Source organism: Corallococcus llansteffanensis, assembly GCF_003612055.1.
In the GTDB taxonomy this organism is placed as follows: Bacteria; Myxococcota; Myxococcia; order Myxococcales; family Myxococcaceae; genus Corallococcus; species Corallococcus llansteffanensis.
Map to the genome: position 1 here is coordinate 1 of NZ_RAWB01000039.1, position 23,642 is coordinate 23,642.

Sequence of the window (23,642 nt, forward strand, 5' to 3'; positions counted from 1 at the left end):
CACCACCGAGGCGCGGCCCATCACGCCTCCGCCGCCCGTGCCCCCCGCGTCCGTCGGCTCGCGGGACCTGGAGGACCAGGAGGAGGACGGGGCGGAGGATGGCGCCGAGCCGGCGGTGCCCCCCAAGGCATGGCGCGCGTTCCTCACGCTGCGCACGAACCTCCCGGCGCGCGTCTACATCGACGGGGTGCGGGTGCGCCGGACGACGCCGCTCCTGAACTACCCGGTCCGCGCCGGCACGCGCGACATCCGCGTGGTCGCGCTCTCCACCGGCGAGCGCAAGGACTTCCAGCTCCGCTTCTCGCGGGGCCAGCACCAGAAGCTGGACGAGCAGTTCCAGCCTCTGCCCACCAGGCGGTGACCGTGGAGCGGACGCGCATCTTCGTCGTCGAGGACCAGCCGCAGCTGCTGCGCAACCTGCTCAAGGTCCTGGGTACCTTCCCGGAGCTGGAGGTGGTGGGCACGTCCCAGGACGGCGAGCAGGCCGTCGAGGACATCGTCCGCGAGCGCCCGCAGCTCGTCCTGCTGGACCTGGAGCTGCCGGGCATGCACGGCATCCAGGTGACCCAGAAGGTCAAGCGCCGCGCGCCCGAGGTGGAGATCCTCATCCTCACCTCCTTCGAGGAGGAGCAGAAGGTCTACGAGGCCATCCAGGCTGGCGCGTCCGGCTACCTGGTGAAGCGCGTGGGGCCGGAGAAGATCCGCTCCGCCATCCAGGAGGTCATGGAGGGTGGCACCGTGCTGGAGCCCCTCATCGCGAGGCGCTTCTGGAACTACTTCCAATCCGTTCAGGCCAGGCCCGCCCAGAAGCCCGCGGAGCTGCCGTGGGGGCTGACGGAGCTGGAGCTGGACGTGCTGCGCTACGTGGCCAAGGGCCTGTCCAACGCGGAGGTGGGGCAGGTGATGACGCTGGAGCGCCGGACGGTGCGCACGCACCTGTCGCATATCTACCGGAAGATGGGCGTCAACTCCCATGTGGACGCCGTGGTGATGGCCCTGCGTGAAGGTGTCGTGGATCTCTAGCGCTGGCGTGGTTACGGTGGGGGACCTATGCCCAAGGCTTCCCCGCGGTCCGCCGCGCGCGCGGTGGACCCCATCCTCCACGCCCTCTTCGACGTTCACGAGGCAACGCTTCCCAACGGTCTGAAGGTCCGCCTGCTGGCGAACCACCAGGCCCCGGTGGTGAGCCTCTACACCTTCTTCCAGGTGGGCAGCCGCAACGAGCGGCCCGGCATCACCGGCATCAGCCACCTGTTCGAACACATGATGTTCAACGGGGCGAAGAAGTACGGCCCCAAGATGTTCGACAAGACGCTCGAGTCGAACGGCGGTCGCTCCAACGCGTACACGTCCAACGACATGACGGTGTACTACGACGACTTCTCCGCCGACGCGCTGGAGACGGTGCTCGACCTGGAGTCGGACCGGATGCGCTCGCTGCGCATCTCCGACCAGACGCTGACGAGCGAGCGCGAGGTCGTGAAGGAGGAGCGCCGCGTCCGGGTGGACAACGAAATCCCCGGCATGATGGACGAGGAGCTGGGCACGCTCGTCTACAAGGCGCACGCGTACCGCTGGCCCGTCATCGGGTGGATGGCGGACATCGAGAACATCACCCGCGAGGACTGCCAGCAGTACTTCCGCACGTACTACGCGCCCAACAACGCGGTGCTCTACATCGTCGGGGACATCGACCCGAAGAAGACGCTCGCGCTGGTGCGCCGCTACTACGGCGACATCCCGCGCGGCCCCACGCCCGCCCCAGTCCTCAACGCGGAGCCGGAGCAGAAGGGTGAACGCCGCGCCGTCGTGCGCCACCCCGCGCAGTCCCCGTCGGTGATGATCGGCTTCCGGGGCCCCGCGGCGAGCGACGAGGACACGCTGGTGCTGGACGTCGTCCAGTACGTGCTCACCAAGGGCGAGGGCAGCCGGCTGGTGAAGTCGCTCGTCTATGACCAGAAGGCCGTGGTGTCGGTGAGCCTGGACTGGAGCTGGCGCATCGACCCGGGGACCGTCCTGTTCTACCTGGAGCTCAAGCCGGACTCGGATCCGGCCAAGGTGGAGGGCCTGCTGTACGCGGAGCTGGAGAAGCTCGCGCGCGAGGGCGTCACCGACAAGGAGCTGCAGAAGGCGAAGAACAACCTGCGCGCGGACCACCTGCGCGAGCTGTCCACCAACAGCGGCCGCGGCCACGCCCTGGGCCACTACGAGGCCCTCCTGGGCGACTGGCGCGAGGGCCTGTCCCTGCCGACCTTCTACGCCTCCGTCACGCCCGAACAGGTGAAGGCCGTCGCCGCGAAGTACTTCGCCCCCGAGCGTCGCTCGGTGGTCACCCTCCAGCCCGAAGCCGGCGCCATCGAGCCCGGCGACGACGCGGACGCTTGAAGCGTCCCGCGAGGAACCCCCTCCCGCGTATGGCCTCCCGAAAAATCGCCTCCGTGAAGAAGACCGTCCGCAAGGCCGCCAAGGCCGTGCGCAAACAGGCCGTCAGCGCCCGCAACAAGGTCGCCGCGGTCCGAGCCAAGGTCCCGGCGCGCTCCAGGCCCGCCGCGCCGAAAGCCGCATCCAGCGCCGCGGCCACCGGGGCGCTGAAGCTGCCGCCCCTGCATGAGAGCACCACGTCCACCGGCCTGCGGGTCATCGCCGCCGAGCGCGGGCCGCTGCCGCTCGTGTCGGTGCGGCTGGTGATGCGCGCCGGTGGCGTGTGGGATCCTCCGGGCAAGGACGGCCTGGCGGACTTCACCGCGCGCCTGCTGCGCCGGGGCACGAAGCGCATGGACGCCGACGGCATCAGCGAGGCCGTGGAGTTCGTGGGCGCCAGCCTCTACGCGGGCGTCAACGAGGACGTGCTGTCCGTCTACCTCACCACGCCCGCGGAGCACTTCTCCGCGATGCTGGACGTGCTGGGGCAGGTGGTGCGCGAGCCCACGTTCCCCGAGCAGGAGGTGGTGGACGCCCGTGAGCGCGCGCTCGCGCAGTTCGCCAACGACCTGGACGACCCGTCCGCCATCGCCGACCGCGCCTTCACGCGCGCGCTCTGGGGAGACCACCCCTACGGGCGCGACCTGGGCGGCATCAAGCGCACCGTGTCCACCTTCACCCGTGATGACGTCGTGCGCTTCCACACCGAGCGCATGGGCCCGCGCGTGTCGATGCTCACCGTGGTGGGCGCCATCCCGCCGGAGACGGTGGCCGCGGAGGCGGAGCGCGCCTTCGCCGGCTGGACGGGCGGACCGGACACGCCGCCGGAACTGCCGCGCAAGCAGGAGCCGATGGCGAAGGCAGGGCAGGTGCTGCTCATCGACAAGCCGGACCAGACGCAGTCCCAGGTGCGCCTGGGCGGCCCGGGCTTCTGGCTGGGCCACGAGGACTACTTCCCGGCCACGGCGATGAACATCGCGCTGGGCGGCGGCTTCACGTCGCGCCTGATGAACGAGATCCGCGTCAATCGCGGCCTCACCTACGGCGTCAGCTCCTACTTCGACACGATGAGCGCGGGCGGCGTGTTCGCGCTGTCCACGTTCACGAAGACGGCCTCCACGCGGGAGATCATCGACGTGGCGCTGAAGGAGATCCACGGCGTGCGCGACGGCGGCCTCAAGGCGCGCGAGCTGAAGGACGCGCAGAGCTACCTGGCGGGCCTCTACCCGCTGCGCACGGAGACCAACGAGTCCGTGGCGTCCGTCATCGCGGACATCCGCATGCACGGGCTGGGCGACGACTGGGTGGAGAAGTTCCGCGACCGGCTGCGCGCCGTGACGCCGAAGGACGTGGCCCGGGTGGCGAAGAAGTACGCCTTCGCGGACCGGCCCGTCATCGTCGTGCTGGGCAAGGCGTCGGAAGTGAAACCGCTCCTGGAGGGGCTGGGCCCCATCACCGTCGTGCCCGCGTCGGAGTACGAGTGAGCGGCAGCAGCGCCCGCATCCTCTTCGACGGCGCGGGAGTGATGGTGGTGGACAAGCCGGCCGGGGTGCTCGTCATCCCCGGTCGGGAGGGCGGCTCCTGCCTGCGCGACACGCTGGAGGCGGAGCTGGGCCGCAAGGTGTACGTGGTGCACCGGCTGGACCGCGACACGTCCGGCGTCCTCGTCTTCGCCCTGGATGCCGGCGTGCACCGCGCGCTCTCCCAGGCCTTCGAGGCCGGCAAGGTGCGCAAGCGCTACCGCGCGCTGGTGGAGGGCCGGCTGGAGGCGCCCCAGTGGGTGGACGTGCCGCTGGTGGCCGGGCGCAAGGGCCGCATGCGCGCGGCACGGCCGGACGAACCGGACGCCAAGCCTTCACGCACGCGCGTGCGTCCGGTGGAGACCTTCGCGCGGGCCTCGCTGGTGGAGGCCGAGCCGGTGACGGGCCGCACGCACCAGATCCGCGTGCACCTGCTGGCCCTGGGCCATCCGCTGCTCGTGGATCACCAGTACGGCCGCGAGGCGCCGCTCACCGAGGGAGACCTGGGAGGGCAGGGAGCTCAGGAGGTGCTCGCGCGCACGCCCCTGCATGCCGCGCGCGTGGAGTGGCCGGCGCTGCCTGGGGTGGCGGCGCACGCGGTGGAGGCCCCGCTGCCCCCGGACATGCTGCGGGCGCTGGAGCTGCTGCGCGCGGCCGGGTGAGGCCCCGCTACGGGGGCGCGTCCAGCGTGAAGGTGTTGGACGTGCCCGTCGTGCCGTAGCCGTCCATCACGGTGAGCTGCACGGTCCCCGCGCTGGCGTCCACGGTGACGGTCGCGGTGCAGACGCCGTTCTCGCACGGGCCGATCTTCAGGGGCTTCACCTTGCCGCGTGACGAGGACACCTCCAGGGAGCCGTTGAAGTGCGGGGCCCGGGGCCCCTCGGCGCGCACGGTGATGGAGAAGGCCTCCCGGCTCATGCGCGCGCCTTCGATGGGTTCGAAGCCGTAGCCGGTGATGTCGCCCTTGAGAATGGGGTCCCCCGGGAGGGGCCCGCCATCCGCCGGGGAGCCCCCGTCGCCTTGCGGCTCGACGGACCCCGCATCGGTCTCCACCAGCACCCCCGCGTCCGCGTCGGTCTCCTCCTGGCCGTGACCGGGCGGCACCAGGTCGAGCGCGTCCTTTTTCACGTCCTCCCGCCCGTCATCGAGCCGCAGCCGCAGCGCATGCGAGCCCGCGCCCAGGCCCTTGGGCACCGTCGCGATGGCGACGCCCTCGGGATCGAAGTGCGTCACCGTCGCTTCCGTGTCGTCCAGCCAGATGCGACCCGACATGGTGCGATCGCTCGCTGTCTCCTTGCCGTAGTCCACGGCCACGCCATAGCGCGCGTCGAACCGCACGGTCAGGGACGCGTCCTTGGCGTTGACCAGCAGCGTCGCCGGCTCCACCGAGACGATGCTGGGATCGGGCAGATCGGATCCGCTCGTGCAGGCCCCCGCCACCAGGGCCGCTCCCAGCAGCGCCAGGCTCATCCGCCTCACGGGGTGAACCCCACGCCGAAGGCCAGGGACACGCCGCCAAGCTCCGCGTCGAGCGACGGCGTCCGCACCGGTGCCAACGCGGCGCGCACCTCCGTGAGGATGCTCCAGCGCCCGAGGTCATATGCTCCCTGCACGGACAGGAAACCCATGGCGCCAAGCTTGCGCTCATTCACGGCCGTCTGGAAGTCGTCCGGAGGCGCAGGCTCCGCCAGCGACAGCTGATGGCGCAAAGGGAGCACCCCACCTCCTGCACGACCGTCCAGTCGCAGCGAGCCCTGCTGGAAAAGGGTGACGCGCATGGACAGCATCAGGGGAAACGCCCAGACGCGCGAGTGCACCTGCGTCTTGTCTTCACGCACCACGTCAAGCATCGCGTGGCGGACGCCCACCTCCGCCTCCGCCGCCAGCCGTCCGCGCCACAAGGGCAGGGGCACGGAGACGCCCAGCGCCAGCAGCGGTCCGCCGTTGGCGCCGCGCGCGAATGAGGCACCGCCCAACAGGAACAGCGACGTGGGCTTGCCGCGCGAGCGCGAAGCCGTGGGCACGTCCGGCGAGGCGGGAGGGAAGGGCAGGATGTTGTCCACCGCGGGATCCAGCCCCGGCGGCCGGGATCGCGCGGGCCTCACGTCTGCCTGGACCCGCGCCGCGTCCGTCGCGGACGGGTCACCCCAGCTCACCGTGATGGACACCCGCGGGGCTCCCGCCTGGGGCCGCACCGCGAAGCGCCCCTGCCCGTTGGGGGGGTCGGCCTTCACCGTGGCGCCCGTCGCGACGACGTCCACGTCCGACGGCGGCACCGGGCCCTCCACCCCCTCGAGGACGAGCCAGCCCCCGTCCTCCACCGACAGCGGCTCCGGCGTGAGCGCGGCGACCAGGGGGCGCTCGGAAGGAACCTCCAGCGGCGCGCTGCGATCCGTGGTGAGCGTGCCCCGCGTCGCGAGCACGCGCGCCTCCTTCGCGTCTGGAGGCACCTCCACCGGGACCTGCGCCCGGCCGCGTCCGTCCGCCTTCACCGGGCCGAAGCGGGCCTCGCCCACCGCGACCACCACCTCCGCTCCGGGCGCGGTGGACACGTCCAGCGTGGTGCGCCCCAGCAGGGGCACCCGCACGGTGGTGACTTCCGGGGGCCGTCCATCCTCCACCCAGAACGCGAGCACCGCCCACAGCGGGTAGCGCACCGGCGGCGGCGTCCAGCGGAAGATCCGCTCCGCGCGGCCCTCCAGGCGCGTGGCCTCCCAGGTGCCGGACGAGGCCGCCGCGCGCACGGGGCCGGCGCCTTCAGGCACCCGCACCCGCACCACCACGACCTGATCCTGCCCGAGCACCAGGCGCCCGGGCGTCGCCTCGACCTCCGGCGCTTCCGCCCATGCCACGGCGGCGACGCAGACGAGGAGGACGGCGATGAAGAGCGGCGGACGCATGCAGGGAAGTCAGCCCCCCAGTTGACCGCCGCTCGGGCCCTCGGGTCAATCCCCGGAAGGCGGGGAACTCTCCGAGGCGGCTTCCACGTCCATGTCCAGGTCCGGCGGCGGATCCGCCATGGGCTTGTCCGCGGGGCCGGAGCGCTTGTTGGACGGGGGGTTGAAGGCGGGCCGGTCCACCGGCTCGCCGCCCCGGCCGTGCACCAGCGTCTTGGTGTCGGAGCGGAAGGTGAGGTCCACCTTGTCGCCGCGCACCGCGGTCACCAGGCCCACCCCGAACGTCGGGTGGTGGAGGACCTGATCCACGCGGTACGTGTCCTTGGGGCTGTACTTGGGCGCGCTGGCGATGTCCTTGCCCGCGAGCTGGTCGTCGAACGAGATGACGACCTTCTCCGCGCGCGGGGTGCCGGCGCGCGCGGCCTTGGCCGTGGCGGCCTTCGTGGGACGATCCGTGACGCCCGCCTTGCCGCGGAAGGCGTGTTCCCCGCCGCAGGTGTTGCAACGGACGCGAGCGATCTTCGGACCGACCATCGCGAGGATGGTGTGTGCGAGTGACAACTTGCAGCGGGTGCAGAGGGAATCCACCTCGCCGCCGACCTTCTGGGTAGCCATGCTGTTGTGTCGCTCTGGCCCGGCAACTCCCCAGAAGGGCGCGCCGGGCGTTGAAGGAAAAGGGTCGCGGAACATAACGGCCTCCCCCTGGAGGAGAAAGCCCCATCGCATCCCACCCCCTGACGACGCGCGTGCGCCCCCTTGCCAGCCAACCATGGCGGTGGGGGTGGGATACCCCTGGGGACGGGAGTTCGCTTGTGCGCGCGTCCGGGGCACGTAGAGTAGCCGGACTGAACGCATGACCACCGAAACCCCCAGCAAACCGAACCGCCTGAGCGGGGCCTTCGTCCAGTCGGTGGAGGGCTTCGGCAAGGGCCTCATCGACGTCGTCTCCACCATTGGCGGCGTCGTCGCCCTGGGCCTGGACGTCTTCCGCTGGAGCGTCCGGCGTCCCTTCCGCCTGACGAACCTGTTCACCCAGCTGGACTTCGTGGGCGTGGGCTCCATCTTCATCGTCGGGCTCACCGGCAGCTTCACCGGCATGGTGTTCGCCCTCCAGACGTCCACCGCCTTCGCCCTCTTCGACGCGGAGAGCCTCGTGGGCCCCACCGTGGCCCTGACGCTCACCCGAGAGCTGTCCGCGGTGTTCGCCGCGCTGATGGTCACCATGCGCGCGGGCTCCGCCATGTGCACGGAGCTGGGCACCATGCGCGTCACCGAACAGGTGGACGCGCTGGAGACCATGGCCGTCAACCCGGTGCAGTACCTGCTGGTGCCCCGGGTGCTCGCGGGCCTGTTCATGGTCCCCGCCCTCACCATGCTCTTCAACACCACGGGCATGACGGGCGCCTACATCGTCGCGGTGTTCGGCCTGGGCATCTCCCCCGGCACCTTCCTGTCGCGCACGCAGCAGTGGATGGCGCCCTCGGACGTCTACGAGGGCCTCATCAAGGGCGCCATCTTCGGCCTGTCCGTGGCCCTCATCTGCTGCTTCAAGGGCTACAACGCGTCCGGCGGCGCCAAGGGCGTGGGCCAGGCCACCACGGAGGCGATGGTCGCGAGCGCGCTGTCCATCTTCATCCTCGATTTCATCGTCGGCATGATGATGCACTGATGGCCCCGCCGACCCCGCCTTCGGCCTCGAAGCCGATGATCGACATCGTGGACCTGCACAAGACGTTCGGTCCCAACAAGGTCCTCACCGGCATCAACCTCACGGTGCCGTCGGGCAGCACCTGCGTCATCCTCGGCGGCTCCGGCTCCGGCAAGACCGTGCTGATGAAGCACATGATCGGCCTGCTCAAGCCGGACACCGGCAAGGTCGTCATCGACGGGGAGGACATCGTCCCCATGGACGTCCAGGCCCTGCAGCAGGTGCGCCGCAGCTTCGGCATGGTGTTCCAGGCCGCCGCGCTCTTCGACTCCATGACGGTGTTCGAGAACGTCGCCTTCCCGCTGCGCCAGCACACGAAGCTTCCCGAGGACGCCATCCGCGAGAAGGTCCGCAAGCGGCTGGACCTGATGAGCCTCAAGCCGGAGGTGGAGGGGAAGTTCCCCGCGGACCTGTCCGGAGGCATGCGCAAGCGCGTGGGCCTGGCGCGCGCCGTCGTGCTGGATCCCAAGGTCGTCCTCTACGACGAGCCCACCACCGGCCTGGACCCCATCACCACCGACTCCGTGGACGAGATGATCCTCACCGCGCAGAAGGAGCTGGGCGTCACCAGCGTCGTCATCAGCCACGACATCGCGTCCGCCTTCAACGTGGCGGATCAGATCGCCTTCCTCTCCAAGGGCGTCATCGTCGAACACGGCCCGCCGGAGCAGCTGCGCGAATCCCAACAGTCCGCCGTCCAGGTCTTCCTCCAGACGTGGTTCGGCAAGAACTAGGGCCAGCAAGAATTCCGCCCCTCCATGAAAAGCTGGCACCCGGCATGCAAATCGTTAGAGTCGCGCGCGGCCGGTAGCGCTCGGAGTCACATCAGGTGAAGAAGCTCGTCACGCCCTTCCGTGTTGGCCTGCTGGTCCTCGCCGCCGGGGCATTCCTCATCGCGTTCGTGCTGTTCGCCCGCAAGGGCGGCCTGAGCGACCGTGAATCCACCCAGGTGTGGGCCTACTTCCGGGACGCGTCGGGGCTCGCCGTGAGGGGCCGGGTGCAGATCGCCGGCATCCCCGTGGGAGAGATCAGCGACATCACCCTGGACGGCACCCGCGCCAAGGTCTGGCTGAAGATCCGCAGGGGCGTGGACGTGCGCCAGGACGCCGCCGTCACCAAGCGCTCGGAGTCGCTGCTGGGTGACTACCTGCTGGACTTGAACCCCGGCACCGAGCAGGCGCCCGCCCTGGAGAACGGCGGGCAGATCCGCCGCGTCATCGACACCCAGGGCGTGGAGGCCGTCTTTGAGTCCCTGTCGCAGATCACCTCCGACATCCAGCAGGTGACGGGCGCGCTGCGCGAGGTGCTGGGCGGCGAGAAGGGCGCGGGCTCGCTGGAGCGCATCGTGGAGAACCTGGTCCGCCTGTCGGACTCGGTGGACGCGACGGTGCGGCGCAACACGGACCGGCTGGACACCATCATGGCGAACGTCGAGGGCGTGTCCTCGGACGTGCGCGCCATCACCCAGAGCAACGGGGCGGACGTCAACCGGATCGTCAACAACGTGGAGATGATCACCAAGGACGTCCGCGAGGTCCTGGGGACCGTCAAGAACATCGTGGGCAGCGGGGAAGGGGAGCTCAAGGAGAGCGTCTCCAGCCTCAAGCAGACCCTGGGGCGGCTGGACAACACGCTCGCCAACCTGGAGGACATCACCCGCAAGGTGAAGGACGGCGAGGGCGCCGCGGGCGCGCTGCTCACCGACGAGCAGCTGGGCCAGCGCGTGGGCGAGGCCGTCACCGACATCTCGGATTTCGCCAGCCGCCTCGCCAGCATCCAGACGGAGGTGGGCCTGACCAGCACCTACCTGCTGGCGCAGGGCGCGTCGAAGAACGGCCTGTCGCTGCGGATCATCCCCAAGCCGGACAAGTACTACCTGCTGGAGATCATCGACGACCCCCGCGGTTCGGTGAGCACGCAGGTGGTGCAGACCAACCCGCCGTCGGACGGGGATCCCGTCATCCAGACGCAGAAGGTGACCAAGGAGTCCTTCAAGATCAGCCTCCAGTTCGCCAAGCGCTACTACTTCACCACCCTGCGCGTGGGCCTCATCGAGTCCACGGGCGGCGTCGGCGCGGACCTGCACTTCTTCGACGACGCGCTCACGCTGAAGATGGACGCGTTCAACTTCACCGCGGACGAGCTGCGCTACCCGCGCCTGCGCGCCACGCTGCGCGCCCAGGCGTTCGACCACCTGTTCGTCGTGGCGGGCATGGACGACATCATCAACGCCCAGCAGCGCGACACGGCCACCAAGCGGCTGATCGCCGGCCGGGACTTCTTCTTCGGCGCGGGCTTCTTCTTCACCGACGACGACCTGAAGTCCCTCATCGCCACCACGGGCGTCCCCGCCTTCTAGCCGCTCCCCTTGACCTTGGCGGGCAGGTGTCGTACCCGGCACGGGCACGGGGTTTCCCTTACGAATCGCCGTGCCCTGACGCCGCCACACCCGCGCCAGGTCACTCCCAGGAAGCCCCCATGTCTCTTCTCGTCGTCGGTTCAATCGCGCTCGACTCGCTGGAAACGCCCTTCGGCAAGAAGGAGGACGTGCTCGGCGGGTCCGCCACTTACTTCTCCACCTCCGCGTCCTTCTTCGGGCCGGTGCAGCTGGTGGCGGTGGTGGGCGAGGACTTCCCGGAGGCCCACCTCCAGTTCCTGCGCGGCCGCGGCATCGACCTGGAGGGGCTCACCCGCGAGGCCGGCCGCACCTTCCGCTGGAAGGGCAAGTACGGCTGGGAGCTCAACGAGGCGCAGACGCTGGACACCCAACTCAACGTCTTCGAGTCCTTCTCCCCGAACCTGCCGCAGGCGTACCGGGAGACCCCCTACGTCTTCCTGGGCAACATCCACCCGGAGCTCCAGTCGCGCGTGCTGGACCAGGTGAAGGCGCCCAAGCTGGTGGCCGCGGACACGATGAACTTCTGGATCCAGGGCAGCCGCGCCGCGCTCCTGAAGACGCTCCAGCGCGTGAACCTGCTCTTCATCAACGACGCGGAGGCGCGCCAGCTGTCCGGCGAGCACAACGTCGTGAAGGCCGCCCGCGCCATCCTGGCCATGGGCCCCTCGCGCGTGGTCATCAAGCGCGGCGAGCACGGCGCGCTCCTCTTCGACCAGGACCACATCTTCGCCTGCCCGGCGTTCCCCCTGTCGGAGGTGTTCGATCCCACCGGCGCGGGCGACACCTTCGCCGGCGGCTTCATGGGCACCCTGGCCACGTCGTCCTCGGGCAAGGTGGACGGGCAGCTTCTGCGCAAGGCCATGGTCATGGGCAGCGTGATGGCCTCCTTCACCGTGGAGAAGTTCAGCCTGGAGCGCCTGCGCGAGGTGCAGCGGCCGGAGATCCACGCCCGCTTCAACGAGTTCAAGAAGCTGACCCACTTCGACGACCTGGGCCCCCTGGACGCGGTGGCCGGCAGCCGCTAGCCGAGGTCCGGTGGGGGGGAACCGGTGTGGAACTTGACGGGCCACACCCACCCTCCCTAGGCTCGCAGGAACGCAGTGGATGAATAAATCCGGCGCGGCCACCCTTTTTCAGCCCGAACGGGTGCTGGAGGAGGCCCCTGCCGGGAGGTCACGGGTTGAGCGAAAACCGAAAGCACGCGCGGGTTGGCACCCACCTGCGCTGCTGGTGCGAGGGTGAGAACGTGACCCTGTATGCGCGCGTCGCGAACCTGAGTGAGGGCGGCCTCTTCCTGCGGACGAGCACTCCCCTGGCGAAGGGCGCGCGGGCGCAGGTGCGGCTGTCGCAGGCCACGGACACGGAGTTGCAGGCGCAGGCCACGGTCGTCTGGTTGCGAGGGGGCGAGCAGCCTGTCGGCCGGCCCCCGGGCATGGGCCTGAGGTTCGAAGGGTTGGACGCGGACGCGCTGGTGAGTCTGCGGCGCATCATCTCCCAGCAGCAGACCTCCCTATAGGCACTCCCATGCGCATCGCCGTCATCTCCGACATCCACTCCAACATCGAGGCCCTCACGGAGGTGCTGAGGGTGGCGGAGCACCAGAAGGTGGACCGCTTCGTGTCGCTGGGGGACATCGTCGGGTACGGGGCGTCCCCCAACCCGTGCTGCGAGCTGGTGCGCTCGGTGGCGGAGATCACGCTGCTGGGCAACCACGACGCCGCGGTGGCCGGGCGCATGGACTACTCGTACTACTACGACGCCGCCCGGCACGCGCTCGACTGGAGCGCCAACGTGCTCTCCGACGAGAACCTGGCCTGGCTGAGAAGCCTCCCGTACACGTACCGCATCGGGGACGTGGGCTTCTGCCACGGCTCGCCCATCGACCCGAAGGCGTACGAGTACATCTTCGCGCTGGAGCAGGCGCGGGAGCTGACGCCGTACGTGGCGGAGCTGCCGGAGGTGACGTTCATCGGCCACAGCCACCTGTGCCGCGCGTTCGCCATTGGCAACGGCGAGGTGAACGACGTGGTGGCGCAGAAGTTCGTGCTGCGCAAGGGCTACAAGTACATCGTCTCCGTGGGCAGCGTGGGCCAGCCGCGCGACTACGACAACCGGGCCTGCTTCGTCATCTGCGACACGGACGCGCGCACGGTGGAGTACCTGCGCGTGGAGTACGACATCGAGACGTCCGCTCAGAAGATCTTCGACGCGGACCTCGCGCTGAACTTCGGCAAGCGCCTGTTCCTGGGCGTCTGACGGCCTGCACGGCGCCGTGCGCAAAAAGCGGCGCGGCTGGATGGAAGGTGGCATAAACCGGGACCGTGCGCTTCCAGGTCCTCCGTCCGATGCGGCCCTTCAGGGGCCTCGGTTTCGCCGCCGTCCTCGTCCTCGCGCTCGGTACGTCCGGGTGCCGTCGCGCCCCCGCGCCCCCTTCGCCCGAATACGAGCAGGCCAGCCGCCGCTGGACGTCGCTCTACGGGCAGAAGCTGGACGCCGCCTACCTGGACCCGGCGACGGGGGAGATTGAAGCGCTGCTCCAGCGCGTGCCCGCCGACAGCGTGGACTCCGCCGCGTCGCAGGACCTCCTGCGGCGCATCCAGGAGGGCCGCGCGCGCATGCAGGCGTCCGCCGAGGAGCAGCGGCGCCTGGTGGCCAGCTCCCGGACGCTGCCCACCACCGACCCGTCCCAGACGAACATCCCCCGGCGCGTGGAGCCCCAGGCCCAGGCGACGATGGACGCCGGCCCGGGAGACGCGGGGATGGTCGGCCCCCAGATTGGCAGCCCGGCCTCCGAGCTGGTGGCGGGCTACCGGGGCTGCTTCCGCCGCTCCACGCCCGTCACGGTGGAAGGGCGGGGGATGAAGGAGGGCTGGCTGCTGAGCGACGGGGCGTCCTGCCGGCTGGAGTTCCCTGGCCATGTGGACACCGTGGTGTTGATTGAAGACGGTCGCGTGCTGGCGCTGTTACCCACCAGCGCGATGAAGACCGTGCGGCGTTATGCGGACGGCGGGGTGGTTCCCGCGGACGCTGGCGGCCCCTGAACCCCTTTCCCTTCGTGCCTGACGACCTTCGATGAACGAACAGACCTTCATGAAGTTGATGCGTGTGCTGCCCAAGTCGGCGGTGTCCTCCGCGGTGGGCCTGGCCACGCGGCTGCCCGCGCCCGCGCCGGTGCACCACTGGGCCATGCGCGCCTTCGCCAAGGCGTACAACGTGGACATGGCGGAGGCCGAGCACGCCTTCGAGAACTACCCCACCTTCGCGCAGTTCTTCACCCGCGGCCTCAAGCCGGGCCTGCGTCCGGTGGACGCGGGGGCGAAGGTCGTCGTGTCGCCGGTGGATGGCCGGGTGTCCCAGGTGGGCTATTCCGACAACGGCCGGTGCCTGCAGGCGAAGGGCATCGAGTACACGGTGGACGAGCTCTTGGGCGACGCGCAGGCGGCGAAGCCCTTCCACGGCGGCGCCTGGACGACGCTGTACCTGTCGCCGCGCGACTACCACCGCATCCACGCGCCGCTGGGCGGCACCATCACCGGGTACGCGTACATCCCCGGTGAGTTCTGGCCGGTGAACCCCGCGTCGGTGAAGAACAAGCAGTCGCTGTTCTGCGTGAACGAGCGGCTGGTGACGTACCTGGACACGGTCGCCGGCAAGGTGGCGGTGGTGAAGGTGGGCGCCACGTGCGTGTCGCGCATCAAGGCGTCCTACGAGGACATCACCACCCACCTGGGCCAGCCCGGCAAGGTGCACCGCTACGGGGCGGGCATCCCGGTGGAGAAGGGCGGAGAGCTGGGCCGCTTCGAGATGGGCTCCACCGTCATCCTCTGCTTCGAGCCGAAGCGCGTGCGCTGGGACGACAGCCTCCAGCCGGAAGCGGTGGTGCGCATGGGCACGCGCATCGGGGAGATCGTGTGAGTCAGAAGATCAACGGCGTGAAGGGGATGAACGACCTTCTGCCCGGCGAGATTGAAGTCTGGCAGTTCGTGGAGACCACCGCGCGCACGCTGTTCGGCCGCTTCGGCTACGGCGAGGTGCGCACGCCCATGGTGGAGGACACCGCCCTCTTCGTGCGCAGCGTGGGCGAGGAGACGGACATCGTCGGCAAGGAGATGTACACCTTCGAGGACAAGGGCGGCCGCAGCCTGTCCCTGCGTCCCGAGGGCACCGCGCCCGCGGCGCGCGCGTACATCGAGCACTCGGTGAGCAACGTGGAGCCGGTGTCGCGCTGGTTCTACATGGGGCCCATGTTCCGCTACGAGCGGATGAAGACGGGCCGCTACCGCCAGTTCTCCCAGATTGGCGCGGAGGCGTACGGCGCGAAGGAACCCGCGCAGGACGCGGAGCTGATGGACGTGGTGGTGCAGTTCCTGGAGGCGCTGGGCCTCACGGACGTCACGCTGAACATCAACTCCCTGGGCGACGACAACTGCCGGCCCGCGTACCACGCGAAGCTGGTGGAGTACCTCAACGCCCACCGGGGAGAGCTGTGCGCGGACTGCCAGCAGCGGCTGGAGCGCAACCCGCTGCGCGTGCTCGACTGCAAGAACGAGAAGTGCCAGGCGGTGGCCGCGGCCGGGCCCAACGTGCTGGAGTTCCTGTGCGAGCCGTGCCGCACGCACTTCACGGACTTGCAGCGCAAGCTGGGCGTGCTGGGCATCCGCTACGTGGTGAACCACCGGCTGGTGCGCGGCCTGGACTACTACACGCGCACCGTCTTCGAGTTCATCGCCTCGCACCCCGCGCTGGGCACCGCCAGCACCGTGGGCGGCGGCGGGCGCTACGACAAGATGATGAAGGGCCTGGGCGGGCCGGACGTGCCCGCGGTGGGCTTCGCCATGGGCCTGGACCGGCTGGTGCTCCTGCTGAAGGAGGGCGGCAAGACGTTCACCGCGCAGCCGGATCTGTTCATCGTCGCGGCGGATGTGGACGCGGCCTGCCAGGACGCGGCGCTGGCGCTGACCAGCCGCCTGCGCCGCGAGGGCTTCTACGTGGAGTTCGACACGCGTGGCGGCAGCCTCAAGAGCCAGATGAAGCGCGCGGACAAGTCCGGCGCCCGCTTCTCCCTGGTGCTGGGCGGCGACGAGCTCCGCAGCGGGCAGGCGAAGCTCAAGCCCATGGCGGGCGGTGATCTGGTGCCGGTCGCACTGGAGGCCGTGGCCGCGACGCTGCGTCAGGCCGGAGGACAGGCAAACGGCCCGTCTTCCCTGAAAACCCAGGAGTAAAGGTGTTAAGCATCGTAAGTCCTGGGAATCGCTAGAGGAACGCGGTGCGGGAGATTCGCGGACGTTGAGAGGCTGGGGTAGATTCCCACCTTGATGGCGAGCGCTCCCCGCACCGCAGCCGTGACCGATGGCCCGCGCTGGATCCCCGTGGATGGGGACAGCATGTGGCCGTCGTTGCGCGCGGGTGACGTGGCGGAGGTGGAACCGCTGGTGGAAGCGCCGCGTCCGGGCGAGGTGGTGCTGGCGCGCTTCGAGTCCTCGCTGGTGCTGCACCGGGTGCGTTGGTGCGACGGCCGGGTGTGCGCGCTTCGGGGGGACAATGGCGGTCTGGAAGATCCACCGCTGCCTGTCATCCGTATCCTCGGGCGTGCTCGGCGTGTGCGCCGGGGGGGCGCGTTGCTGGACGTGGAGCGCTGGGACGTGGGCCCGCGACGGCTGGGCCGCTGGCGCGTGACGGTGAAGCGGCGGATCGCCGCATGGTTGGGAAGGACAAGGACCCCATGAGCTTCGTGGAAGGCAATGTTCCCCGACGACGTCCGGGGGCCTCGGGCGAGTGGTTTGGCGCGGACTTCCTGGTGCTGGACGCGGAGGGGCGCACGCTGCGAGGGCTCAACGCGACGGCGGCGCGCATCTGGGCGCTGTGCGACGGCCAGCGCACGGCCCGGGCGGTGGCGGAGCAGGTGGCGCTCGAGTTTTCGACCGACGTTGGCCCGGTGCTGGCCGACACGCTGCGCTTCCTCACGGAGCTGCAGCGCCGCGGTCTGGTGGACGAAGTGCGCGCGCCCGCGGGGGCCGCGCCGCTGGAGGTTCGATGATGCGGGCGCTCGTGGCGATGCTGGCGGGTGCGGTGCTGCTGTCGGCATGTTCGGAAGGTGTGTCCCCCCAGCCGCCTCCGACGGTGACTCCGGGGCAGGGAAGCGACGACACCGGGCCGCTGGCCCCCACGGACGTGCTGGCCGGTGGTGGGAGCGTGGCCCGGCCGCCGCCCGAGGCGCGCGTGGAGGGCGAGGAAGAGGCGCCTCCTGCCACGAACCTGCCGCCCCCGAAGGGGAGTGCGGTGGTGGTGGGCCCGGGCTCCGAGCCGGTGGGCCTGTCCGAGGTGCAGCAGGTGGACGTGGACTTCGTCGTCAGCGGCATCCGCGGCAGGGGCGAGGTGGACGTGGAGTTCATCGCGCCCGGCGGCCGGCCGTATGAGAAGCGCAGCCGCACGGTGGAGGCCGCGCCGGAGGAGACGCGCACGCTGCGCTTCTCGCTGCCGGTGGCCGGCACCCTGGTGACCTCGTCGCGGATGACGGGCACGTGGCAGGTGCGCTTCTTCCTGGATGGCGCGCAGCTCGCCACCACCCCCTTCACCCTGGAGCCGTGACGTGAGCACCGCCATGAACGTCCGAGTCTTCACGCTGCTGACCGCCGTGCTGCTGCCCGTGGTGGGCTTCTCGCAGACCTGGACCGCCCGCTTCATCCCGGCGCCCGGTGAGACGGTCGCGCGGGTGGTGGCGGACGACGCGTCCGACCTCATCGTGGAGGTGAAGAACACCTCCACGGCCGCGAGTGACAACTCCCGGTTGTCGGAGGTGTCCTTCGTCCTGCCAGATGGCTACCAGCTGCTGAACGGCCTGCCCGAGGCGGCGACGCCGCAGTGGAAGATTGAATACTTCGACGCCAACTCGCGGCGCATCACCTTCCAGTCCGTCGTGGGCTGCTCGGATGACGCGCCCCGGGGGCTGGCACGGGGGGAGGTCGCGCGCTTCGTGCTGACCGTGGTGGCTCCGTCGGACCGGAACAACGACAAGGCCAACGAACAGCTGACGGCGGAGACCTACGGCCGCGACCAGTGCGATGGCACCGACTACGCCATCACCGTGACCAGCTTCTCCTGGACGCGCTCCAGCCTGAGCTCCAGCGTGACGCTGTCGCCTCGCGGCCTGGCGGTCAGCGGGGCCGCCGTGGCCCGCGTCGTCGTGGAGAACCGCACCCCCGCGAACACGGGGACGCTCACCGTGGACAACCCCACCTCCACGAGCGCGGTGCCGCTCACCATCGGAACCAAGGAGTCGCCCTTCAACAAGACGGTGCCGCTCCGGGGCGCTGGCGTCTTCGTGATCAACGTGCAGCCCACCGCGGCCGGCACCGTGTCCGCCCGGGTCCGGGCCCGCGCGACCACCGGCACCGTCACCGCGCCGCTGGCGGAGTCGTCGATGGTGGACGTGGGCGCCCTCGTCGCGGCGGCGGACGTGGACACGGTGGACGCGTTCGCGAACGAGCAGGTGACGCTGCGGCTCACGGTGCTCAACACGTCCACCACGAACAGGTACACGAACGTGCGCCCGCGCGTGCCCGTGCTGGTGGGCAATGCGACGGCCGCGCTCGTGTCCGGGCCTTCGCCGGACGTGGCGTCGCAGCTGGCCCCGGGGGCCTCCGCGCAGTTCACCTGGCGCTACCAGGTGTCCGGTGCCGCGGGCGCGAGCTACCAGTTCCAGACGCGGGTGGACGCGACGCTCAATGGTTCGGCCGTGGCGGGGGACCTGGTCAGCGCGCGCAAGGGAAAGGTCGTCGAGCACCGGGTGCGGATCAGCCACGAGACGGTGTCCACCGCGGTCACGGGCCTCACGGTCGCGTACACGGTGCAGAACCGCGGCACGTTGCCCATTATCGAGGTGAAGCTGTTCAAGCCCGCGGTGAACTACTTCGCCGTGGCGGCGTCCGGGCCCCAGCCCCTCAACGACTGGACCCTCTACTTCGACAACGCCTACTACCTCTGGGAGTCGAACTCCGGCACGGGCATCCCCGTGGGCGGCGAGCTCACCTTCCGCATCACCTATTCAGGCTTCACCGCTGTCACCGGTGACACGCCGTTCCGCCACCGCCTGGAGCTGGTCCAGGGCTACAACGATCCGCGGATCCGCGTGGACGGCACGGTGACGCTGCTCGCGGTGACGAACGCGCCGGAGGTCCAGCGCCTCACCGGCGTGGCGCGCGACGGCAGCGTGACGCTGACGTGGGACAACCCCTTCAACCACGGCGGCGTGCTGGTGCTGCGCTCGCAAGGGACGACGCCGCCCGACACCGCGCCCGTCAGCGGCACGCGCTACGCGGTGGGGGACGTGCTGGGCAACGCGACGGTGGTGTACTCGGACGAGTTCAGCTCCGCCTCCAGCTTCACGGACAACACCGTCACCAACGGCACGACGTACGTCTACCGCGTCTTCAACGCGGACGACGCGCGCCGGTACTCCGCGGGCAACCAGCCCACCTCCTTCGGCCTGCTGGCCACGCCCCGCGCGCGGGCGGGTGGGGGACCGCTGTGGTGCTACTCGGTGGGCCTGTCCTCGCTGTTCCAGCCCGTCACCGAACTGGGCGCGGGCATCTTCAGCTCCTTCAACGATTCGGTGGTGGGCAATGTCACGAACACGGCCGACGCGACCGTGGACGGCGCGGAGCGCTTCCGGCCGGTGAAGCTGTCGGGGGCCGTGGGCAGCCGCTTCCCGGTGGTGCCGCTGCTGGGCCGTCCGGGGCAGCAGTTCCTCGTCGTGGGCGACCAGTCCGGAGTCCCCGCGGTGCTCAACGCGGCCACGGGCGAGGCCCTGTGGCGCAACACCACCCTGGGCCTGGGCAACATCAGCTCGTTCCCCGTCACGCAGCTGCTCGACTACGCGAACCCGGCGTACCGGGCGGTGTATTCGAACATCGACCTGGCGATCTTCGCGACGCGTCTATCGTCGCCCGCGCAGAACCAGGTGGTCGCGCTCAACGCGGCCACGGGAGCACTCATCTGGCGCTACCAGCCGGGTGACCTGGGGATGGTCAGCGGCGGCATGCTGGTGGACTACACGACGAACCGGCTCTACGTCGGGACGAAGTCGGGCCCGGGCAGCAACGACACGCTGCGGGTGCTCAACAGCCTCACGGGCCAGGAGCTGGGGCGCCGCGCGCTGGGGGACCTGGAGTGGGGCGTGGTGCGCAACGCCACGAGCAACCAGATCCTCGTCACCTCCAGCGAGGGCACGGTGTACGGCGTGGATCCCGCCACGTACGCGACGGTGTGGTCGAAGACCATCGCCTCGCGGCCTTCGTCGTCGACGTCCGCGTTCACCCACTTCGTGCGCCCGCTGGGCCGGGGCTTCGTGGCGAGCCTCGCCAACGGCACCGTGGAGCGCTACGAGATGGACGCGACCAACGTTCCCGCGCGGCTGTGGGGGACGCCCATCGCGGGGCCCTCCGGCTCGTTCTCGCTGAACCAGAACGGCGTGGCGCGCATCTACGTCGGCAGCTCGGACGGCAAGGTGCACCAGCTGGAGCTGGACACCGGCGTCGACTCCGGGCAGGTGTCCCTGGGCCCCGCCCAGAACATAGGCACTCCTACCATCGACCATACCGTGGGCCGGCTGCACGTCGGTTCGGCGGACGGTCGCATCTGCGCCTTCCCGGTGCCCTTCCTCCCATGAGCACACGACCTCCCCAGCTCCTCGTCGGTCCTTCCGCGCCGAAGCCCGTGTCGGCAGCGCCGGCTGTCTACGTGCCGCCCGCCATCCTGTGGGAGCAGCCCTTCGTCGCGCTCGCGCAGATCTCCGCCTGCAACATCCCGGGCGAATCGGAGTGCGTGCCGTGAGGGTCGGGGACCCCTCGTCGGGTCCCCGTGACGCCGCGCTCCGGGTCACCCTCGCGGGGTGGACGGTGGCGTTGGACGTGGAGGACGGCGCGCTCGCGGCGATCCTGCGTCGCGTGTTCGGTGCGTTCGTTTCTCCGTCCGCTGGAGTCTCCACCGATGCCCGGCTCGTGCTGCGGACCCCCGCGACTTCGCGGGTGGCGCCGGCCGTCCGGGAGCTGCCCCTGCTGGAGCCCGGCGCGGAGGGGACGCTGCGCGTGGAGGGGGAGGACTACGCGGCGGTGCTCTCCCCGGATCGAAGCCAGGCCGAGGTCACCGGGACGGGGCGGTTTCCGGTGGAGACGGTGCTCAAGGTGATGCTCGCATCGGCGCTGGCGAAGCGCGGGGGGCTGTTGATCCACGGCGTGGGCCTGTCGCGCGGGGAGCGGGCCGCGTTGTTCGTGGGAGCCTCCGGCGCGGGCAAGAGCACCCTGGGCGCGCTGTGGCGCGAGGCCGGTGGGACGGTGCTCGCGGATGAGCTGGTGGCCGTGTGGCCGGCGGAGGGTGGAGGCTGGCAGGCGGCCGGGACTCCGTGGAACGTGCTGAGCAGTGCCACCGAGGCCGCGCTCGTCGCGGTGGGCACGCTGGCGTGGGATGCGGCCTCGCGGTGGGAAGCGCAGGGTGCGGGGGAGGTGGCTCGCGTGCTGCTGCTCAATGCCCTGTTGCCGGAGCCCACGACGTCGGGCCGGGGCGCGCTGGTGGCCTCCGCGAGCCGCCTGTTGTCGTCGGTGGAGACGGCGCGGCTGGTGTTCGCGCGCGATGCCTCCGCGGCGGCGGTGGTGGAGGAGCGGCTGGCATAGACGCGGCGACTTGGGGTGTTCTCGCGATGCCTCCAGGGCAACGGTGGTGGGGGCCCGGCTGGCGTAGACGCGGCGACCCGGGGTGTTCTCGCGATGCCTCCAGGGCAACGGTGGTGAGGACTTGGCTGGCATAGGTGCGGCGACGCGGGATGCTCGCGCGCGATGCATCAACGGCGACGATGGTGGGGGCCCGGCTGGCATAGGTGCGGCGACGCGGGTTGCTCGCGTGCGATGCATCAACGGCGACGATGGTGGGGGCCCGGCTGGCGTAGGCACGGCGGCATCCGGGGACTCGCGCTCGGCGCGCGTCTGCGTTACAGCGGGGGCGTCGGAGGCGGATGACGGTGGTGGAGACGCGGGTGCCATTGACGGTGATCGCTGGGCCCACGGCGTCGGGCAAGACGGCGTTGGCCATCGCGTGGGCTCGCGTGGCCGGTGGGGAGATTGTCAGCGCGGATTCGCAGCAGGTGTATCGCGCCTTCGACATCGGCACCGCGAAGCCTTCCGACGAGGAGCTGGCCGCCGTGCCGCACCACCTCATCTCCGAGGTGGATCCGCTGGAGCCCTTCTCCGCCGCTGAGTATCAGCGCCGCGCGGACGCGGCCATCGCGGACATCACGTCACGCGGCCGCCCGGTGTTCGTCGTCGGTGGCACCGGGCTGTACCTCCGCGTGCTGCTGCACGGCGTGGTGGACGCGCCCGGCGCCCTCCCATCGCTGCGCGCGGAGATGGAGGCGATGGCGGCGGAGCAGGGGAGGGAGGCCGTGCACCATCGGCTGGCGCAGGTGGATCCGGAGACCGCCGCGAAGCTGCCGCCCCAGGACCTGGTGCGCGTCGTCCGCGCGCTGGAGATCCACGCGCAGACGGGCATCCCGGCGTCGGAGTTCCGCCGCGCCCATGCCTTCGCGCCGGATCGCTACCCCTTCCACCTGTACGTCCTCAACCCTCCGCGCGAGTCGCTCTACACCGCCATCAACGCGCGCACGGAGGCGCTGTTCTCAAGGGGCCTCGTGGAAGAGACCCGGGCCTTGCTGGAACACGGCTACGCGGACGCCGCCCCCATGCGCAGCGTGGGCTACGTGCAGGCCCGCGCCGTCGTGGAAGGACGGATGACGCGCGAGGAGGCCGTCCTCGACACCGCCCAGGAGACCCGTCGCTACGCCAAGCGGCAGCTCACCTGGTTCCGCCGGGAACCCGGCGCGGTGTTCCTCGCGCCCCCCTACGTCCGTCCCGAGCCCTGAGTACAGGGCCTGTCCCGGCATCCGCTCGCTGCTCCCACCCGCCCCGGCGCGAAGGGCGTTGTGGCCACCCGAAGCACGCCCATCTTCCAGAAGGAAACGCTTCCAACGCGTCCGCCCGACCCTGCAACCGGCCGGGGGCTCGATGCGGGGAGCCACCACTGCGGAGAGCGCGATGGATACGAACGAAGAACGCGTACGCGACACCCGACCGGCCCGCCCGCCGAAGAGCGCCTCCGTCTTCTGGGGGGCCCCCTTCCTCCTGGGGATGCTGACGACGATCGCGGGGATCGTGCTGCTGGGGGCCACCTTCTTCACCAGCATCGTGACCATCTTCTTCGTGGGCATGATGCTGGTGATTGGCGGCATCGCGGAGATCGTCGCCGCCGTCCGCGTGCGTCCGCACGGAGGCCCCTTCTGGTCCTTCATGCTGGGCGGCATCCTCACCACCGTCGTCGGCGTCCTCACCGTCATGTTCCCGAAGGTGGGCCTCGCGTCGCTCACGCTGCTGCTCGCGGGCTTCTTCTTCACCAACGGCCTCTTCCACGTCATCACCGCGGCCATGGACCGCTATGCCCAGTGGGGCTGGGACGTGGCCTTCGGGATCATCTCCGTCTTCCTGGGCATCAGCATCATGGCGGAATGGCCCAGCTCCTCCGTCTGGCTGGTGGGCACGCTCGTCGGGCTCGGCGTGTTCTTCCGCGGCATCGCGATCATGTCCGGCTCGCTGGCGCTCCGGCGGGGGCTCCGCGAGGTCGAGGCCTGAGCCCAGCACGGAGCACCCTCCCAATCG

Annotated in this window: 25 protein-coding genes; 22 read left to right on the top strand and 3 right to left on the bottom strand. The window is 70.3% G+C overall.

What is annotated here, in order from left to right; translation table 11 throughout:
• The 5 genes from D7V93_RS44780 to D7V93_RS06030 all read left to right on the top strand — a co-directional run.
• Positions 1-361, top strand: a 361-nt coding sequence (locus D7V93_RS44780; protein ID WP_504739561.1) for a peptidase associated/transthyretin-like domain-containing protein, incomplete at its 5' end; no start/stop codon positions are given.
• A gap of 2 nt (positions 362-363) precedes the next feature.
• Positions 364-1,023 (top strand): response regulator, encoded by a 660-nt coding sequence (locus D7V93_RS06015; RefSeq protein ID WP_208722929.1) that lies wholly within the window; start codon positions 364-366, stop codon positions 1,021-1,023.
• 27 nt (positions 1,024-1,050) lie between these two features.
• Complete coding sequence (locus D7V93_RS06020) at positions 1,051-2,385, top strand: M16 family metallopeptidase (RefSeq protein WP_120642455.1); 1,335 nt, start codon at positions 1,051-1,053, stop codon at positions 2,383-2,385.
• A 29-nt stretch (positions 2,386-2,414) separates the two neighbouring features.
• The gene (locus tag D7V93_RS06025; RefSeq protein ID WP_120642456.1) at positions 2,415-3,905 is read left to right on the top strand and encodes a M16 family metallopeptidase; all 1,491 of its coding nucleotides are present in this window, start codon (positions 2,415-2,417) and stop codon (positions 3,903-3,905) included.
• Between the two features lie 41 nt (positions 3,906-3,946).
• A complete protein-coding gene (locus D7V93_RS06030; RefSeq protein WP_120642476.1) occupies positions 3,947-4,603 on the top strand; it encodes an RluA family pseudouridine synthase in 657 nt (218 codons plus the stop codon).
• 7 nt (positions 4,604-4,610) lie between these two features.
• On the opposite strand, the gene D7V93_RS06035 is transcribed toward D7V93_RS06030, so the two are convergent.
• From D7V93_RS06035 to D7V93_RS06045, 3 genes are read right to left on the bottom strand one after another with little or no spacing between them, the layout of a single operon-like run.
• A complete protein-coding gene (locus D7V93_RS06035) occupies positions 4,611-5,420 on the bottom strand; it encodes a hypothetical protein (protein WP_147451056.1) in 810 nt (269 codons plus the stop codon).
• On the bottom strand, positions 5,417-6,841 hold the full coding sequence (locus tag D7V93_RS06040) for a hypothetical protein (protein ID WP_120642458.1): 1,425 nt from the start codon (positions 6,839-6,841) through the stop codon (positions 5,417-5,419). The genes D7V93_RS06035 and D7V93_RS06040 overlap by 4 nt, the downstream gene beginning before the upstream one ends.
• 45 nt (positions 6,842-6,886) lie before the next feature.
• Entirely contained in the window at positions 6,887-7,453 is a 567-nt protein-coding gene (locus D7V93_RS06045) for a hypothetical protein (protein ID WP_120642459.1), read from the bottom strand.
• 238 nt (positions 7,454-7,691) lie between these two features.
• On the opposite strand from D7V93_RS06045, the gene D7V93_RS06050 reads away from it, so the two are divergent.
• The 17 genes from D7V93_RS06050 (at position 7,692) to D7V93_RS06125 (ending at position 23,615) form a co-directional block, all read left to right on the top strand.
• Positions 7,692-8,507 carry an MlaE family ABC transporter permease gene (locus D7V93_RS06050; protein ID WP_120613681.1) on the top strand — a complete coding sequence of 272 codons (816 nt, stop codon included), beginning with the start codon at positions 7,692-7,694 and terminating at the stop codon, positions 8,505-8,507.
• 35 nt (positions 8,508-8,542) lie between these two features.
• Entirely contained in the window at positions 8,543-9,280 is a 738-nt protein-coding gene (locus tag D7V93_RS06055) for an ABC transporter ATP-binding protein (RefSeq protein WP_120642460.1), read from the top strand.
• Between the two features lie 95 nt (positions 9,281-9,375).
• Positions 9,376-10,905: an MlaD family protein gene (locus tag D7V93_RS06060; RefSeq protein ID WP_120642461.1), complete on the top strand. Its 1,530-nt coding sequence runs from the start codon at positions 9,376-9,378 to the stop codon at positions 10,903-10,905.
• A 119-nt stretch (positions 10,906-11,024) separates the two neighbouring features.
• A complete protein-coding gene (locus D7V93_RS06065) occupies positions 11,025-11,969 on the top strand; it encodes a PfkB family carbohydrate kinase (protein ID WP_120642462.1) in 945 nt (314 codons plus the stop codon).
• A 155-nt stretch (positions 11,970-12,124) separates the two neighbouring features.
• Positions 12,125-12,460 carry a TIGR02266 family protein gene (locus D7V93_RS06070; protein ID WP_120642463.1) on the top strand — a complete coding sequence of 112 codons (336 nt, stop codon included), beginning with the start codon at positions 12,125-12,127 and terminating at the stop codon, positions 12,458-12,460.
• A gap of 8 nt (positions 12,461-12,468) precedes the next feature.
• Positions 12,469-13,200 (top strand): metallophosphoesterase family protein, encoded by a 732-nt coding sequence (locus D7V93_RS06075; RefSeq protein ID WP_120613676.1) that lies wholly within the window; start codon positions 12,469-12,471, stop codon positions 13,198-13,200.
• A gap of 89 nt (positions 13,201-13,289) precedes the next feature.
• Positions 13,290-13,985, top strand: coding sequence for a hypothetical protein (locus tag D7V93_RS06080; protein WP_120642477.1), 696 nt, complete (start codon positions 13,290-13,292; stop codon positions 13,983-13,985).
• Positions 13,986-14,016: 31 nt separating this feature from the next.
• Positions 14,017-14,859: an archaetidylserine decarboxylase gene (gene asd / locus D7V93_RS06085; RefSeq protein ID WP_120642464.1), complete on the top strand. Its 843-nt coding sequence runs from the start codon at positions 14,017-14,019 to the stop codon at positions 14,857-14,859.
• Between the two features lie 26 nt (positions 14,860-14,885).
• Positions 14,886-16,166, top strand: a complete 1,281-nt coding sequence (gene hisS, locus D7V93_RS06090; RefSeq protein ID WP_244237135.1) for a histidine--tRNA ligase — start codon at positions 14,886-14,888, stop codon at positions 16,164-16,166.
• 93 nt (positions 16,167-16,259) lie between these two features.
• The gene (locus D7V93_RS06095) at positions 16,260-16,670 is read left to right on the top strand and encodes a S24/S26 family peptidase (protein ID WP_279636854.1); all 411 of its coding nucleotides are present in this window, start codon (positions 16,260-16,262) and stop codon (positions 16,668-16,670) included.
• Complete coding sequence (locus D7V93_RS06100; protein ID WP_120642466.1) at positions 16,667-16,981, top strand: PqqD family protein; 315 nt, start codon at positions 16,667-16,669, stop codon at positions 16,979-16,981. Before D7V93_RS06095 ends, D7V93_RS06100 begins: the two co-directional genes overlap by 4 nt.
• Positions 16,978-17,532, top strand: coding sequence for a hypothetical protein (locus D7V93_RS06105; protein WP_120642467.1), 555 nt, complete (start codon positions 16,978-16,980; stop codon positions 17,530-17,532). Before D7V93_RS06100 ends, D7V93_RS06105 begins: the two co-directional genes overlap by 4 nt.
• Position 17,533: 1 nt before the next feature.
• Positions 17,534-20,611 (top strand): outer membrane protein assembly factor BamB family protein, encoded by a 3,078-nt coding sequence (locus D7V93_RS06110; protein WP_244237134.1) that lies wholly within the window; start codon positions 17,534-17,536, stop codon positions 20,609-20,611.
• Positions 20,608-20,775, top strand: a complete 168-nt coding sequence (locus D7V93_RS44785; protein WP_158623657.1) for a hypothetical protein — start codon at positions 20,608-20,610, stop codon at positions 20,773-20,775. The genes D7V93_RS06110 and D7V93_RS44785 overlap by 4 nt, the downstream gene beginning before the upstream one ends.
• Positions 20,772-21,611, top strand: a complete 840-nt coding sequence (locus D7V93_RS06115) for a hypothetical protein (protein WP_167509440.1) — start codon at positions 20,772-20,774, stop codon at positions 21,609-21,611. The genes D7V93_RS44785 and D7V93_RS06115 overlap by 4 nt, the downstream gene beginning before the upstream one ends.
• 338 nt (positions 21,612-21,949) lie before the next feature.
• Positions 21,950-22,852 carry a tRNA (adenosine(37)-N6)-dimethylallyltransferase MiaA gene (gene miaA / locus D7V93_RS06120; protein ID WP_120642469.1) on the top strand — a complete coding sequence of 301 codons (903 nt, stop codon included), beginning with the start codon at positions 21,950-21,952 and terminating at the stop codon, positions 22,850-22,852.
• Positions 22,853-23,024: 172 nt separating this feature from the next.
• The gene (locus D7V93_RS06125) at positions 23,025-23,615 is read left to right on the top strand and encodes an HdeD family acid-resistance protein (RefSeq protein ID WP_120642470.1); all 591 of its coding nucleotides are present in this window, start codon (positions 23,025-23,027) and stop codon (positions 23,613-23,615) included.
• Positions 23,616-23,642: the final 27 nt, after the last annotated feature.

Coding starts and splice junctions, on each gene's coding strand:
- D7V93_RS06020 (WP_120642455.1), top strand. CDS start 1,051: ATGCCCAAGGCTTCCCCGCGGTCCGCCGCGCGCGCGGTGGACCCCATC.
- D7V93_RS06025 (WP_120642456.1), top strand. CDS start 2,415: ATGGCCTCCCGAAAAATCGCCTCCGTGAAGAAGACCGTCCGCAAGGCC.
- D7V93_RS06030 (WP_120642476.1), top strand. CDS start 3,947: ATGGTGGTGGACAAGCCGGCCGGGGTGCTCGTCATCCCCGGTCGGGAG.
- D7V93_RS06040 (WP_120642458.1), bottom strand. CDS start 6,841: ATGCGTCCGCCGCTCTTCATCGCCGTCCTCCTCGTCTGCGTCGCCGCC.
- D7V93_RS06045 (WP_120642459.1), bottom strand. CDS start 7,453: ATGGCTACCCAGAAGGTCGGCGGCGAGGTGGATTCCCTCTGCACCCGC.
- D7V93_RS06050 (WP_120613681.1), top strand. CDS start 7,692: ATGACCACCGAAACCCCCAGCAAACCGAACCGCCTGAGCGGGGCCTTC.
- D7V93_RS06055 (WP_120642460.1), top strand. CDS start 8,543: ATGATCGACATCGTGGACCTGCACAAGACGTTCGGTCCCAACAAGGTC.
- D7V93_RS06065 (WP_120642462.1), top strand. CDS start 11,025: ATGTCTCTTCTCGTCGTCGGTTCAATCGCGCTCGACTCGCTGGAAACG.
- D7V93_RS06075 (WP_120613676.1), top strand. CDS start 12,469: ATGCGCATCGCCGTCATCTCCGACATCCACTCCAACATCGAGGCCCTC.
- D7V93_RS06080 (WP_120642477.1), top strand. CDS start 13,290: ATGCGGCCCTTCAGGGGCCTCGGTTTCGCCGCCGTCCTCGTCCTCGCG.
- asd (WP_120642464.1), top strand. CDS start 14,017: ATGAACGAACAGACCTTCATGAAGTTGATGCGTGTGCTGCCCAAGTCG.
- hisS (WP_244237135.1), top strand. CDS start 14,886: ATGAACGACCTTCTGCCCGGCGAGATTGAAGTCTGGCAGTTCGTGGAG.
- D7V93_RS06095 (WP_279636854.1), top strand. CDS start 16,260: ATGGCGAGCGCTCCCCGCACCGCAGCCGTGACCGATGGCCCGCGCTGG.
- D7V93_RS06100 (WP_120642466.1), top strand. CDS start 16,667: ATGAGCTTCGTGGAAGGCAATGTTCCCCGACGACGTCCGGGGGCCTCG.
- D7V93_RS06105 (WP_120642467.1), top strand. CDS start 16,978: ATGATGCGGGCGCTCGTGGCGATGCTGGCGGGTGCGGTGCTGCTGTCG.
- D7V93_RS44785 (WP_158623657.1), top strand. CDS start 20,608: ATGAGCACACGACCTCCCCAGCTCCTCGTCGGTCCTTCCGCGCCGAAG.
- miaA (WP_120642469.1), top strand. CDS start 21,950: ATGACGGTGGTGGAGACGCGGGTGCCATTGACGGTGATCGCTGGGCCC.
- D7V93_RS06125 (WP_120642470.1), top strand. CDS start 23,025: ATGGATACGAACGAAGAACGCGTACGCGACACCCGACCGGCCCGCCCG.